Genomic DNA, 14,403 nt, shown 5'->3' with positions numbered 1-14,403 from the left:
GGTGATTCACAGTTTGGTCCCGCCTTTCTCGCCAAACAGGCCGTACGGCCGGAACAGCAGCACGATCGCCATGATTACGTAGATGGAAGCTTCGGAGGCCGATGGGTAGAACACCGTTACCACGCCCGCCGCCACGCCGATCACCAGGCCGCCGAACAGGGTGCCTACCAGGCTGCCCAGCCCGCCCACAATGACCGCCACGAAGCTGGGCATGATCAGGCCTTCGCCAATGGTGGGCGTTAGTCCCAGCATGCCGGCCGCCAGCACGCCGGCCAGCCCCGCGAAAAAAATGCCCAGGCCGAAGTTCAGGTTGCGCAGAATGCGCACGTCGACGCCCAGCGCGGACACCATTTCCAGGTCGAGCGTGCCGGCGCGTATGCGCATGCCTACCCGGGTTTTCTTCAGCACGTAGAACAGCACCGCTACGGCCACCGCCACCAGGGCCACCATGAAGACGCGGTAGCCCGTCAGGAAAAACAGCGTGGGGCTCAGTGGCGAGTTCAAAACGGCGGGGGTTTGCAGCGGCAAGCCTTGCGCGCCCCAGATGAAGCGGATCGAATCCTGCAGCACGTAGGCCAGCCCGAACGTGAGCAGCAGGCTGTAGAGCGGGTCGCGGTTGTACAGGGGGCGTATCAGCACGCGCTCCACGACCAGCCCTATGATGGCCGTGATGAACGGCGACACGATCAGCGCCCACCAGAATCCCAGGTAAGGGTCGAGCGTGTAGGCAATGTAGCCGCCCAGCGCAAGGAATTCGCCGTGCGCGAAGTTGATGACATTGGTCAGGTTGATGATCAGGGACAAGCCCAGGGCCATCAATGCATAGAACGCGCCGATGACCAACCCGTTGAATATGTTGAAAAGAATCAACTGGGTCACGCCAGCTCTCCATTAAATAGGCAAGATTCGTCCCCGGCAGGGGAGGCAGCCTGGCTCAAGGTATGACGGGGTTGATGCGGGCCGGGCCATCCGCGACAGTGCGCGGATGTGCCCGGTTATCCCATGGCGCAGCCCGTCAGGCGGGCCAGGTCATCTTGCAGCCGGCTTCTTCTATGGTTGGCGCGATGGTCTTGCTATCGATGATGGTATCGATATGGAAGAGGTCGTCGTCGCCGTTGCCCTGCGTCTGGGCGTGGCCGGCCCACAGCGTGCCGATAAGCAAGTGCTGGCCGGCCCGGTAGACGGCCTCGCCCGGTTGCAGGGCGACTTCGGGCGGCAGTACCAGCCCGTCTAGCGCTCTGGCCATCTTCACCGCGTCCAGCGACTTTGCCTTGGCAGCTGCCAGCGCGCAGGCGTGGATCGAGGTGTGGCCGAACCAGGTGCGCGCCGTCGGCACCCGGCCGGTTTTCTTCTTGATGGCGTCGACGAACGCCTTCACATGGGGCACGTCGGGCTGGTTCCAATACCACTCGATGACCCAGTTGCCGATGCGCGCATTGGGCGGCAGCGCTTCGAGCGTTTCCAGCTCGATGTTCGCGCCGGCAATGTGAAACCGCTTGTCCAGGCCGAACTGCACGGCCTGCTTCAGCACGTTGGTCTGGTCGTCGCCGTTCTGCAGAATGACGATGACATCGGGGCTGGCCGACTGCGCCTTGATCAGGTAAGAAGAATAGTCGGCGGTGCCCAGGGGGATCAGGTCGGCGCCGACGTTGGTGGCGCCGTACTTTTTAAGGTTGGCGTTATAGGCTTCCAGCAGGCCATGGCCGAACGCGTAATCGGGCACCAGGAAATAAAACTTCTTGCCGAAGCGCTTGATCAGATCGGGCGCGATGGCGTTGACCAGCAAGGTGGTCGACGGGCAGGTCTGGAACACGTTCCAGTGGCATTCGGTGCCGGTGATGGGGTCGGCGTGCCCGCCCGGGTCCAGCATGAATACGCCTTTGGAGTGAGCCACCTGGGAAATGGCTTCGGTCAGGCCGGAGTTCACATTGCCGATCAGAAAATCGACCTGGTCGCGCTCGATGAGTTTGCGCGCTTTTTGCACCGCTACGCCAGCGTCGCCGCTGGTGGAGTCTTCAACGATCAGCACGGCCTGGCGCCCCAGGATGCCGCCCTTGGCGTTGATTTCCTCGATGGCAAGCTGCATGCCTTGCAGCTCGTTCCTGCCGGTGATTGCGTAGGTTCCCGTGACGGGGTTGTCCACGCCGAACTTCACGGGTTGCTCGCCGGCCGCCATGACTATACGCGGCGAAACTATCGCGGCAGCGCCTGTTGTGGCTGCCATTTTGAGAAGGGTGCGGCGGCTGATTCCTTTCGAATTGCTTGTGTCGTCCACTCTGTCGTTCATTTAGAACCGTCTCCTGTTGTGGCGAGCTAGCATGTGCCGCGTCTATCAGTCCGTGCTGATAAATCTACAAACCCACGCCCCAGTAAATCGAAATTAATCCCCAGGTTGAAACGTTGGTGACATTGCTCCGATGGTTATGAAATGTCAATCAGAATAAACGGAAAGTTACGCGCTGGAGGCCTTTCTACTGCGGGAAGTGGTCAGACCAGTGCCTGCCCCTGGTTGATATTGCATTGCCGCACGTAGGCCACAAATGCCTTCAACGCCGCCGGTACGAATCGCCGCCCCGGGTAATAAAGAAACGGCCCCGAAAACGCGGGCCACCAGTCTTCCAGTACCGGTTCGAGTTCTCCACGATCCAGGTAAGGCCGCAGCCAGTCCTCGAATAAATAAATCATTCCGGTGCCTGCCACCGCGGTCTCGATAGCCAGATCGACGGCCGCTCCCGCCTGTACGATCAGCCTGGCCGGGGGCTCGAGCTTCAGCGTCTCTTTTTTCCGCGTGAACTCCCAGGCGGGCATGACTCCGCTATGGAAGCGGAAACGCAGGCATGAATGTTTCAGTATCTCGCGCGGATGCCTGGGCCTGCCGTGGCGCTTCAGATAGCCGGGCGCCGCCGCGCAAGCAAAACGCTGCACGCGCGGACCAATTGGTACGGCGATCATGTCTTGCTCCAGCCGCTCGTCGTAGCGGATGCCCGCATCGCAGCCCTCGGCCAGCACGTCGACAAAGTTGTCGTCGGCCACCACGTGCAGGACGATGTCGGGATACGCCGCCAGGAAGCCCGGCACGATAGCCGGCAACACCAGGCGCACGGCGCTGATGGGCACGTTCAGGCGCAGTGTGCCGGCCGGCCGCTCACGAAAATTGTTCACCACGTCCAGCGCCGCCTCGACTTCGCCAAGCGCCGGGGCCAGGCGTTCAAGCAGGCGCTGTCCCGCTTCGGTGGGCACGACAGAACGCGTAGTACGGTGCAGCAGCCGCACGCCCAGCTGGGTTTCCAGGCGGCGCACCGCCTCGCTTACGGCCGAGGCGCTGGCCCCGCTTTGCCGGGCGCCGCCGCGAAAACCCTTGGCCGCCACGACGACGAACGCGTTCAGGTCACTCAGGTTAGGTTTCATTGTTCGGTTTTCCGCACAAACTGTGCAGATTGTGGGTACTTATCGAGCAACGGGTCAAGGCCTAGACTGGGCCTTTCATTATTCAAGGTGACTGTCATGAACCAAGTCGAGAAGGCCGGCTCGTATCAGCTGGGCGAGCGGCAAGTGTCCCGCATGGGGTACGGCGCCATGCAGCTTGCCGGCCCCGGGGTCTTCGGCCCGCCGAAAGATCGTGATGCGGCGGTGGCCGTATTGCGCGCGGCGGTAGAGGCTGGCGTTACGCACATCGACACCAGCGATTTCTACGGGCCGCACATTACCAACCAGCTGATCCGCGAGGCGCTCAGCCCCTACCGGCCAGGCCTGACCATCGTGACCAAGGTAGGCGCCGTGCGCGACGCCCAGGCCAACTGGCTGCCGGCATACTCGCCCGAGGCCCTGACGCAGGCCGTGCACGACAATCTGCGCAACCTGGGGCTGGACGTGCTGGATGTGGTCAATTTGCGCATCATGTTCGATGTGCACGGCCCGGCGGAAGGGTCTATAGAAGCGCCGCTGAGCGTGCTGGCGGGCCTGCGTCAGCAAGGCCTGATCAAGCACATCGGGCTCAGCAATGTGACTGCCGCGCAGGTGGCCGAGGGCCGCCGGTTGTGCCCCATTGTCTGCGTGCAGAATCAGTACAACCTGGCATGCCGGGATGACGACTCGCTGATCGACGCCCTGGCCAGCGATGGAATCGCCTACGTGCCGTTTTTTCCGTTGGGCGGCTTCAGCCCGCTGCAATCGTCCGGCCTGCGACAGGTGGCGCAAAGCGTGGGCGCCAGCCCCATGCAGGTGGCGCTGGCATGGTTGTTGCAGCGCTCGCCCAATATCCTGCTGATTCCCGGCACGTCGTCGCTGGCGCATTTGCGGGAAAACCTTGCCGCCGGTTCGCTGTCGTTGCCGGCCGAGGCCGTGGCCGCGCTAGATCGGGTGGGCGCCCAGCAATAAGGCCGCGGCGCCCCGGGGGCGGGCCGGGAAACGGGTCAAACGCGTTATTCTTGCGGGTTTTCGCGGGTTTTCAAGCCGTTCCGGCGCCCCGCCACGTACAGGAACCCACCATCTTGGCCGAATCCGAACCCCGTCACGCCGCCGGCATGCCCAGCAAAGACGTGTCCACGCCCGGAGGGCTGCGGCGCACGCTGGCGTCCCGCCACTTGTCCATGATCGCCGTGGGCGGCTCCATTGGCACGGGGCTGTTCGTGGCGTCGGGCAACACCATCGCGCAGGCCGGCCCGGGCGGCGCCTTGCTGGGCTATGCGCTCATCGGCCTGATGGTTTATTTTTTGATGACCAGCCTGGGCGAGCTGGCCGCCGCCATGCCGGTGGCCGGTTCGTTTTCCACTTACGGCTCGCGCTATGTCGAGCCGGGCTTCGGTTTCGCGCTGGGTTGGAACTATTGGTACAACTGGGCGGTGACGGTGGCCGTGGACCTGGTGGCGGCGCAGCTTGTCATGGCCTACTGGTTTCCCGACGTGCCGGGCGTGTACTGGAGCGCGCTGTTCCTTGCCATTACCTTTGGCCTGAATGCCTTGTCGGCGCGCGGTTTCGGCGAGGCGGAGTTCTGGTTCGCGCTAATCAAGGTCATTGCCGTGCTGGTCTTCATTACGCTGGGCGTGTTGATGCTGCTGGGCATCATCCGCGGCGGCGAAACCGGCGGGTGGCAGAACTGGACGGTGGGCGATGCGCCCTTCGCGGGCGGGTTCGCCGCGATGATAGGCGTGGCCATGGTGGTGGGGTTTTCTTTCCAGGGCACCGAGCTCATCGGCATTGCCGCTGGCGAATCGAAAGACCCGGCCCGCAATATTCCACGCGCGGTGCGCCAGGTGTTCTGGCGCATCCTGCTGTTCTACGTGCTGGCCATCGGGGTGATCGGCCTGCTTATTCCGTATACCGATCCGCAACTGCTGCGCAACGAAGTCACCGACATCAGCGTCAGCCCCTTCGCGCTGATCTTCGATCGCGCCGGCCTGCTGGCCGCGGCTTCGGTCATGAACGCGGTGGTGCTGACCTCGGTGCTGTCGGCCGGAAATTCGGGCATGTACGCGGCCACGCGCATGTTGTACGCGCTGGCGTGCGAAGGCAAGGCGCCGGCCGTCTTCGGGCGGGTGTCGGCCCGCGGCGTGCCGGTGCTGGCCTTGCTGGCAACCACCGCGCTGGCCGCGCTGTGCTTCTTGTCGTTCGTGTTCAGCCCCAACAAGGTGTACATCTGGCTGCTGAACACGTCGGGCATGACGGGCTTTATTGCATGGCTGGGCATTGCCATCAGCCATTATCGTTTTCGCCGCGGCTACGTGGCGCAGGGCAACCGGCTGGCCGACCTGCCGTATGTGTCGCCGTTTTTTCCGTTCGGGCCGGTGTTCGCCTTCGTGCTGTGCCTGATCATCACGCTGGGCCAGAATTACCAGGCTTTCCTGCAAGACCGCATCGACTGGGTGGGTGCCGCGGCTACCTATATAGGCATTCCCGTGTTCCTGCTGATCTGGGCCGGCTATCGCCTGGCGCGCGGGTCGCGCTTCGTGCGTTACCACGACATGAAATTCCCGGTGCTTACCCGCTAGCGTCGCCGCCCGCCGCGGCCGGGCCGTATCGCTGCTTCATTTCGGCAATATCCACTTCTACGCTGTAGCTTCGGTGCACCAGCTTGCCAAAGGCGGGGCTTTCAACCGGAAAGACCAGGTCTCGCGGCTTCACATATCGCTTCATGTCCGACAACTGCGGCGGGTCGGCCAGGTAGCGCTCAAGTCGCATGCCTGCCTGCACAGCATCGTCATAGAAGTGCAGCAGGTGCTGATGCAGGCTTTTGCTTCCCTGGCGCACTTCTGCCTTGACGTAGCGGTTTTCCAGGTACGCGGCAAGTATCGGCAGGTCGATGACCGGAACGCCGTCGATCGAAAACCCCGCATAAACGGCCGAGTTGGTTAGCACGCAGCCCAAGATTTTTCCTGGTGCGGGGGCGGCGTGGCCCAGTTCGCGCAGGCGCCGCGCGAACGCAGGGTAATCCGACGCCACCGCTTCTTGCTTGCGGCGTAGCTGCGCCGCTGCTTTCTCGACCGTGGCCCGATAATTCGCGAACTGCGGTGGATCGTCAGGCCACAGAATGCACTTTGCCTCAACCAGCAACACCGCGTCGCCAATCAACACGACGATATCGATTTCTTCCTGCGTGCCGCCAGCCGGCGTGAACTTTAGTTCCCGGTCCAGAATGGTCACGGCCGCTGCAATGGGAGACGCCTTGGCATACTGTTGTAGTTGCTCGCGGCAGTATTTTTCGAACTCGGGGCCGCGCCGTTCCAGGTCCAGGCCGCCTTGCCGCATCCAGCCTTCCAAGATGCGCTCCAGGTGAACCGAATGAATGCATGAAACGACCAGGAAGTAGTCCTGCCCAATGCGCATCAACGGCCGTGTCCACATGTCTTGCGAGCGGTTGCGGCGGAAGACGAAAACATCGAGCAACGCTTCGGCCCGTTCGGCATCCAGACCCAGCGCCTTGGCGAACGTGGCGCGCAGCACATGATGCGGAATGCTGGGCGAAAAGCGTAATAGTTCGCGCGGGTTGCTAGACGAAACCGGGCCGAGCGAATCGAAGATCGCCATGGCCAAAGACTGCAGCACGCGCCAACCCGAAATTATCTGGTTGATGGTGAACGCTCCCAGCTCGGGCAGCGGTTCGTCCATGAACGCGCGGTAGTAACCGTGCTGAAGCCCGAGCATCGCCACGACGCCCGTGACGGCGGCTTCGAGTACTTTGCTGTCCAGCCCCAGCTCGATGCGCTCGATGCGTTCCGATCCGTATATTCTGCGTACCAGCGGAATGCCGCAAAGCGCCTTCTTGGTGGCCGCCGGCCATTTATGCAGCCACGCTTCCGCGATCTCCATACTGTTTTGCAAAAAGCCGTTGTTGCGCCGGTACATTGAAACAAAGCGCGCGGCCTCTAAACCAGGCCGGGAAGCATGAATCATTACTCCCGCTTCGTGAAGCCCCAGGCCGTATCCATTGCCCACGCACGAGTGCCAGTATCCAACGGCACACTCGTACAGCACGGCGTTGTTCAGTTCGGCGCTGATGCGGGCGAGGTCGTCGATGTTGACGTCATGCTCGTCCCTGTCGCTGGGTTTGGCCTGGCTCGCAAGCAACTGGCCGAACATGTGCTTCATTCCGTCGCCCGCGCCGGTGATGAGCTCGTCCGGTGCGAATGCCTGTCCGCCCGGCACGCTGACGGTGGTTGAAAGCAGGGTGGGAAAATCCAGTTCGGCCGCGGTCCCCGGCAAGGGTTGATCGATGCGGGTGGCTGCGTAGAGCTGGTACAAGTTGTGCGTGGCCAGGCCGATGGTCAGGCGTATCAAGGCCTGCGGGCGCATGCCGATGTCCGCCAGGCGAATCTGGCCACGCAGGAAAGACAGCAGATCGTTCAGGAACAGGCCCGCCGCCAGGATGCGCTTGTCGTCGTCGTCCAGGGCAGGGTCGTTCAGCCGCTTTTCCCATTCTTCGCGCTTGAAACCAGGCAGGCTGGGCCCGGCGATCTTGCCATGACGCGCGTGCTTTGCAAACTCTCCCACTGTGACTCCAGACGAATGACGCTTCAAGCGGCCGCAGCCGCTTTGTTGGGACGTCAGTCTCCGTTGCCCGGGGCGGATCAGTCAAGTGGCGGCCAGGCGTTGCGCAGGCGCCCGCTACGCTGCCGCAAGCGGCGGCGTCGGCATGCCGGACAGTGTCCAGCCCGCGCGGCCGTCCAGGCTGACGCTGAGGTCATGAAACGCATCCAGGGTGCCGCGATGCCCCACGCTGACGATCATGCATTCGGGCAGCTGGCTGCGCAACAAGCCATACAGCGCGTGCTCCAGCCCTTCGTCGGTGGCCGAGGTGGCTTCGTCCATGAACACGATGGCGGGGCGGTTGAACAGCACGCGCGCGAAGGCCAGCCGCTGTTGCTCGCCCAATGACAAAATGCGCGACCAGTCGCCCGCCTTGTTCAGCGCGCCTTCCAGGTGCCCCAGTTGCGTCTGCCGCAGCGCTTCTTTCAGGCGCGGGTCGTCAGCCGGAGTGGCCGTGGCCGGATACGCGATGGCGGTGCGCAAATCGCCCAGCGGCAGATAGGGGCGCTGCGACAGAAACAGCGCCCGCGCGCCCACCGGGCGCCGCACCTGGCCCTGCGCATACGGCCACAATCCGGCCAGGCCGCGCAGCAGCGTGGTCTTGCCGCTGCCCGACGGACCCTTGATCAGCAAGGCCTGGCCGGGCGTCAGTTGCAGGCGCAGGTCTTGCAGCAGCACTTGGCCATCGGGGCGCTGTACTGTCATGCCGTCGATCTGCAAGCCGTCGGGCATCGTGTCGATGGCAATGCCGGGCAGCTCGCGCGCCTGCCGGTTGGCGTCCTGGAAGCCGTCCAGCCGCGTCAGCGTGGCGCGGTACTGCGCGAAAGTATCGTACGACGTGCGAAAGAACGACAACGCATCCTGCACCTGTCCGAACGCCTGCGAGGTTTGCATGACGTCGCCCAGCTTGATGGCTCCGCTGAAAAAACGCGGCGCCTGCAGTATGAAAGGAAACACCACCGCCAATTGGCTGATGCCGAGGTTCAGGCCCGAGAACTTCAAGGTGCGGCGGATCAAGGCCCACAGGTTGGCAATGTAGGCGGCAAAGCGCGCGCCCAGCGTGCGGCGTTCGACCTCGGCGCCCTGGTAGAACGCCACGTTCTCGGCGTTTTCGCGCAGGCGCACCAGCGCGTAGCGGAAGTTGGCGGTCAGTTGCTCGCTAAGGAAGTTCAGGCCGATGAGCGGACGCCCCACCTTGAAGGCCAGCAGCGTGGCCACGATCACATACAGATAGACCAGCAGCACCATGGCGCGTGGCACTTCCAGGCTGCCCAATTGCAGCGGCCCAGACAGGCTCCACAAGATGGCGGTGAATTCCACCAGCGACACCACCGCGCTGACCGCGCCCAGCGCCAGCGTGCGCGAGCCGGTGACGAAACTGGCGATGTCCAGTTCTATGCGCTGGTCGGGGTTGTCGATGGGGCGGTCCAGGAACTGGCCCCGGTAGTATGCGTTGCCCGCCAGCCAGTCGCGCGTCAGGTGCGTGTTCAGCCAGGTGCGCCAGTCGATCTCGAACGCCTGGCCCACGTAGTAGTCGACCAGGCTGCGCGCCACATGTACGGTGGCCAGCACGCCGAAGATGCCCAGCATGGTCCAGAACGCGGCGGAATTCAGCGCCTGCAGGGCATCGTAAAAGCCCTTGTACCAGTACGAGAAGAGTACGGTCATGCGCACCGCGGCCAGCGTCAGCAACAGCTGCAGCGCCAGGCTGCCCAGCGGGCGCCAGCTGCGGCGCGGCGTCAGGTAGGGCCAGGCCAGGCGCCAGAACTGGCGGCCCCAGGGCGTGCCGCGCGCCAGCGCCCATACCAGCGCCGCCGAAGCCACGCCCGCAATGGCGAAGCTGCCCAACAGCCATAACAGGCTGCTGCCCAGTTGCTGATGCCAGTTCAGGTCCATATCGTGCGGTGTATCTTGTTCTTCTGGAGATTAGATGCCGCACGCGGGATTAGTTCCCTCTGCTGTTCCCGCTATCCGCCGTGCGCGGCCTCCACCGCGCGCCAGAAGGCCTCGGCGGAGGGGGCCAGCGCCTGGTCGGGGCGAAACAGGCGGATGTCGGCCTGCAGGCGCCACGCTGCATCGCCCGCCTCGGCCAGCCGCTTGTCGCGCAGCTCGGCGTCCACCATGCTGTACGGCAGCCACGCTACGCCGCGCCCGTCCAGGGCCATGCTTTTCAGTACCGCCGCCAGGTGTGCAGTGAACACCGGCTCGACCCGGGCCTGCGGCAGCGACGCCCCCAGCAGCGCGCGCATCAGCCGCCCCAGGCCCGATTCCGCGCTGTACGCCAGCAGGGGCACGGTCTTGCGCGCTCGCAGCGACAAGACATGGCGCGGCCGGCCGGCGCGGTCCGGCGCGCACACCGGCACCAGCGTGTCGGTGCCGACTTTCAGGGAACGGTAAGCTGGCGAGTCCAGCCGCCCGGGCGCCTGGGAGTGGGTATGGCACAGCAGGAACTGCACGCGGCCCTGCTGCATCCAGGCTTCGCACTGCTGCAGCATGTCGGACACCAGCTGAATCGGCCCGACGGGCGTGCGCGATTCCAGGCCGCGCAGCCACTGCGGCAGGAAAGTCAGCGACAGTGCATGGGTGGCGGCAAAGCGCAGCGTGGCCGATCCGGCGGCGGCCACGGCGCGCGCCTCGTCGGGCACCCGCGCCACCCGGCCCAGAATTTCTTGCGCGGTCGCGCGGAACCACTCGCCGGTTTCGGTCAGCGCCACCGGGTGCGTGGCGCGGTCGAACAGCGGTACGCCCAGCCAGTCTTCCAGGGCGCGGATGCGGCGGCTGAACGCAGGCTGCGTCATGTGGCGGTCTTGCGCGGCGCGCGAGAAATTGCCACTGGCGGCCAGTGCCAGGAAATCTTCCAGCCACGACAGGTTCATGGGCGATGCCTACAAAGCATGAAAGCAGAAAAAAACGGCATTGGGCAAGCCCGCCGCACGGCCCCGATAATACGCCGCATCAGCTGCCGGCATGCCGGCGCCGCCCTGTTATTGCCGGAGCTCCGCTTCATGAAGATCGTCGATATCCGCGAATCCACCCGTCCCATCAAGTCCAACATCCGCAACGCGTACATCGATTTTTCCAAGATGACGCTCAGCCTCGTCGCCGTGGTAACCGACGTGGTGCGCGACGGCAAGCCGGTGATCGGCTACGGCTTCAACTCGAACGGCCGCTATGGCCAGGGTGGACTGATTCGAGAGCGCTTCGCGCCGCGCATTCTCGACGCCGACCCCGCCACTCTGCGCGACGAGGCGCGCGACAACCTCGACCCGCACAAGATCTGGGCCGCCATGATGACTAACGAAAAGCCCGGCGGCCATGGCGAACGCTCGGTGGCGGTGGGCACTATCGACATGGCGGTGTGGGATGCGGTGGCCAAAATCGAGGACAAGCCGCTGTATCAGTTGCTGGCCGAGCGCTACGGCAACGGCCGGGCCAACCGCGAGGTGTTCGTGTATGCCGCGGGCGGCTATTACTGGCCGGGCCAGGGTCTGGATGGCCTGCGGCGCGAAATGCAAAGCTACCTGGATCGTGGCTATTCGGTAGTGAAAAAGAAAATTGGCGGCGCGTCGCTCGCCGAAGACTGCCAGCGCATCGAGGCGGTGCTGAAGCTGCTGGGCCCGGGCCAGCAGCTGGCGGTTGATGCCAACGGCCGCTTCGACCTGAAGACGGCCATCGAGTACGCCAAGGCGTTGTCCCAGTACGACCTGTTCTGGTACGAAGAGGCGGGCGACCCGCTCGACTACGCGCTGCAGGCCGAGCTGGCCAACCATTACGACAAGCCGATGGCCACCGGCGAAAACCTGTTTTCGATGCAAGACGCGCGCAACCTGATTCGCTACGGCGGCATGCGCCCCGACCGCGACTGGCTGCAGTTCGACTGCGCGCTCAGCTATGGGCTGGTGGAATACCTGCGCACGCTCGACATGCTGAAAGAATACGGCTGGTCGGCGAGGCGCTGCATTCCGCATGGCGGCCACCAGATGTCGCTGGCCATTGCGGCGGGCCTGGGCCTGGGCGGCAACGAATCGTACCCGGACCTGTTCCAGCCTTACGGCGGTTTCCCGGATGGCGTGCAAGTGAAAGACAGCATCGTGACCTTGCCGGAGCTGCCGGGCATCGGCTTCGAAGGCAAGGCCGACCTGTATGCCGAGATGAAAGCGCTGGCCAGTTGATGAAGGTAGCAGCCAGGCGCCAATGCGGTAGCCAATGCGCAGCCGCGTGCCGATGCTGTACCCAGGCGCAAGATGCGCCGCGTGCCGATGCTGTACCCAGGCGCCAATGCGCAGCCGCGTGCCGATGCCGTACCCAGGTGTCTGGCTCCGCAGGTGCCTGACACCGTCTGGTTGAGACAGTCGCGGCACACATCGGTGTCAGGCACCTGCGGAGCCAGACACCTGACTGAAGCAGCCATGCAGCCAGACACCTGACTGAAGCAGCCATGCAGCCCAACACCTGACTGAAGCGCCCGCGCAGCCTGACACCCCCAGGCGCGCCGCCTCAATGCGGCAGCACCAGCAACCTGCCCGGCAGCGTCGGGTGCGGCAATACATCGGCCTCGATGTCGTACACCGCGCGCAGGTTTGCGGGCGTCAGCACCGCATCCGGCGCGCCGTCGGCAACCATCGTGCCGCCGCCCAGCATCACCAGCCGGTCGCACCAGCGGGCCGCAAGGTTGGCGTCGTGCAGAATAACCAACGCGCCCAGTCCTTGTTCGCGGGCCAGCGTGGCGGTGGTGCGCAGCAGTTCGATCTGGTGTTTGGGGTCCAGGCTGGAAATCGGCTCGTCCAGCAGCAGGTAACGGGTCGTGCCGGGGGCGTGCCCGGCCTGGCATTGCGCCAGCACGCGGGCGAACTGCACGCGCTGCTGCTCGCCGCCCGACAGCTCCGGATAGCGCCGTTGCGCCAGGTGCGACACGCCGGCCAGGGCCAGTGCGGCGTCCACCAGTTCTTGCACTTCGATCGGGTCCAGCTCTGGAAACGGGTAGGCTCCCATGGCCACCACTTCTTCCACGCCCAGGTCGAAGCTTAGCGACGGCTTTTGCGGCAGCACCGCGCGCTGCCGCGCCTGGCGGCGCGGCGGCAGGCTGGACAAGGGCGCGCCGTCCAGCAAGATGGCGCCGCTGTCGGCGCGCAGCTCGCCCGCCAGCGCGGCCAGCAGCGTCGATTTGCCCGCGCCATTGGCTCCCAGCAGACCCAGCACCTGCCCGGGCTCGACCGCCAGCGACACACCGGAGAAGATGCGCGCGCCGTGGCGCGACAAGGCCAGATCGACAGCTTGCAGGCTCATCAGAAACGCCGCCCCCGCGCCAGCAGCCACAAGAAAAACGGCCCGCCCACCAGGCTGGTGACCAGGCCAATCGGCAACTCGGCCGGAATGACCACGACGCGGGCCAGCCAGTCGGCCAGCGTCAGCGCCAGCGCGCCCGCCAGCATGGACGCGGGCAGTAGCCAACGGTGGTCGGCTCCCAGGCTCATGCGCACCAGGTGCGGCACCACCAGCCCCACGAAACCAATGCCTCCGGTGGCCGCCACCAGCGGGCCCACGATCAGGGCCGTGGCCAGCACCAGCTTGTAGCGCACCGTGATCAACGCAAAGCCTAGGTGCTGCGCCTCGCGCTCGCCCAGCAGCAGGGCGTTCATGGCGCGCCACTGGCGCATCAGCCAGGCCGACCACAGCAGCGTCCAGGGCGCCAGGAAAGCCAGTAGCGGCCAGCTGGCGCCCGCCAGGCTGCCCATGCTCCAGAAGGTCAGGTCGCGCAGTTGCGCGTCAGAGGCCATGTAGGTCAGCAGGCCGATCAGGCTGCCCGCCACGGTATTGATAGCGATGCCGGCCAGCAGCAGGCCTGCCACGCCGGTTGCGCGCCGGCCCACGGCGTAGGCCGCGCCGGTGGCCAGCAGACTGCCGGCGAACGCCGCCGGCGCCGTTATGGCAAAGCCTCCGGCGGTCAGCACAATGGCCGATACCGCGCCCAGCGCGCCCCCGGCTGATATTCCCACCAGGCCCGGCTCGGCCAGCGGGTTGCGGAACAGCGCCTGCATGGCCGCGCCCGAAACAGCCAGCGCCGCGCCCGCCACCGCGGCAAACAGCACGCGCGGCAGGCGGATGTCCAGCAGCACATTGCGCCACAGCGTATCGTCGGGCTGCGATGCGCCACCTGCCAGCACGCGCAGCGCGTCGGCCAGCGGAATATGCACCGCGCCGCTCAGCGCGGCCAGCAGCGCCACCAGCAAGGCCGCCGCGCCCAGGCCCGCCAGCACGGCCGGCGGCGCGATGCGCCTAGCCGGCCGCGCGAGACGGCCGGCCCTGACGAGCGACACAATCGGTCTCCTTCAATGTGCGAATCGCCTGCGGCAGGCGCGGCGCGGCGCCCGGCGCCTGCGC

The 14,403-nt window shown here is 65.1% G+C and carries 11 protein-coding genes; 3 read left to right on the top strand and 8 right to left on the bottom strand.

Translation table 11 applies throughout. The annotated features are described in order from the left end of the window. Positions 1–6: 6 nt before the first annotated feature. The 3 genes from BPET_RS22790 to BPET_RS22780 all read right to left on the bottom strand — a co-directional run bounded on the left by BPET_RS22790 (position 7) and on the right by BPET_RS22780 (position 3,408). Complete coding sequence (locus tag BPET_RS22790; RefSeq protein WP_012251320.1) at positions 7–879, bottom strand: branched-chain amino acid ABC transporter permease; 873 nt, start codon at positions 877–879, stop codon at positions 7–9. Between the two features lie 136 nt (positions 880–1,015). Beyond that, positions 1,016–2,287, bottom strand: coding sequence for an ABC transporter substrate-binding protein (locus tag BPET_RS22785; RefSeq protein ID WP_012251319.1), 1,272 nt, complete (start codon positions 2,285–2,287; stop codon positions 1,016–1,018). 200 nt (positions 2,288–2,487) lie between these two features. Then, positions 2,488–3,408 carry a LysR family transcriptional regulator gene (locus BPET_RS22780; RefSeq protein WP_012251318.1) on the bottom strand — a complete coding sequence of 307 codons (921 nt, stop codon included), beginning with the start codon at positions 3,406–3,408 and terminating at the stop codon, positions 2,488–2,490. A gap of 96 nt (positions 3,409–3,504) precedes the next feature. On the opposite strand from BPET_RS22780, the gene BPET_RS22775 reads away from it, so the two are divergent. After that, the gene (locus BPET_RS22775) at positions 3,505–4,377 is read left to right on the top strand and encodes an aldo/keto reductase family oxidoreductase (RefSeq protein WP_012251317.1); all 873 of its coding nucleotides are present in this window, start codon (positions 3,505–3,507) and stop codon (positions 4,375–4,377) included. 146 nt (positions 4,378–4,523) lie between these two features. Further along, on the top strand, positions 4,524–5,987 hold the full coding sequence (locus BPET_RS22770; protein ID WP_012251316.1) for an amino acid permease: 1,464 nt from the start codon (positions 4,524–4,526) through the stop codon (positions 5,985–5,987). Here the strand turns inward: BPET_RS22770 and BPET_RS22765 are convergent. The 3 genes from BPET_RS22765 to BPET_RS22755 form a co-directional block, all read right to left on the bottom strand. Continuing rightward, positions 5,977–7,986 (bottom strand): hypothetical protein, encoded by a 2,010-nt coding sequence (locus BPET_RS22765; protein ID WP_012251315.1) that lies wholly within the window; start codon positions 7,984–7,986, stop codon positions 5,977–5,979. The two genes, BPET_RS22770 and BPET_RS22765, sit on opposite strands and share 11 nt — an antisense overlap. Positions 7,987–8,100: 114 nt before the next feature. Continuing rightward, on the bottom strand, positions 8,101–9,918 hold the full coding sequence (locus tag BPET_RS22760; RefSeq protein WP_012251314.1) for an ABC transporter ATP-binding protein/permease: 1,818 nt from the start codon (positions 9,916–9,918) through the stop codon (positions 8,101–8,103). A gap of 71 nt (positions 9,919–9,989) precedes the next feature. Then, the gene (locus BPET_RS22755) at positions 9,990–10,898 is read right to left on the bottom strand and encodes a LysR family transcriptional regulator (RefSeq protein WP_012251313.1); all 909 of its coding nucleotides are present in this window, start codon (positions 10,896–10,898) and stop codon (positions 9,990–9,992) included. Positions 10,899–11,027: 129 nt separating this feature from the next. Here BPET_RS22755 and BPET_RS22750 point away from each other — a divergent pair, with 129 nt between their 5' ends. Then, positions 11,028–12,194 carry a mandelate racemase/muconate lactonizing enzyme family protein gene (locus tag BPET_RS22750; protein ID WP_041864382.1) on the top strand — a complete coding sequence of 389 codons (1,167 nt, stop codon included), beginning with the start codon at positions 11,028–11,030 and terminating at the stop codon, positions 12,192–12,194. A 325-nt stretch (positions 12,195–12,519) separates the two neighbouring features. Here the strand turns inward: BPET_RS22750 and BPET_RS22745 are convergent, their stop codons facing one another. Together BPET_RS22745 and BPET_RS22740 are read right to left on the bottom strand one after the other, a co-directional pair. Then, positions 12,520–13,308, bottom strand: coding sequence for a heme ABC transporter ATP-binding protein (locus BPET_RS22745; RefSeq protein ID WP_012251311.1), 789 nt, complete (start codon positions 13,306–13,308; stop codon positions 12,520–12,522). Further along, positions 13,308–14,246, bottom strand: coding sequence for a FecCD family ABC transporter permease (locus BPET_RS22740; RefSeq protein ID WP_085970279.1), 939 nt, complete (start codon positions 14,244–14,246; stop codon positions 13,308–13,310). The genes BPET_RS22745 and BPET_RS22740 overlap by 1 nt, the downstream gene beginning before the upstream one ends. Positions 14,247–14,403 lie beyond the last annotated feature (157 nt).

It is taken from the genome of Bordetella petrii, from assembly GCF_000067205.1.
GTDB lineage: Bacteria > Pseudomonadota > Gammaproteobacteria > Burkholderiales > Burkholderiaceae_B > Bordetella_A > Bordetella_A petrii.
This window is presented reverse-complemented; position numbering and strand designations above follow the sequence as displayed.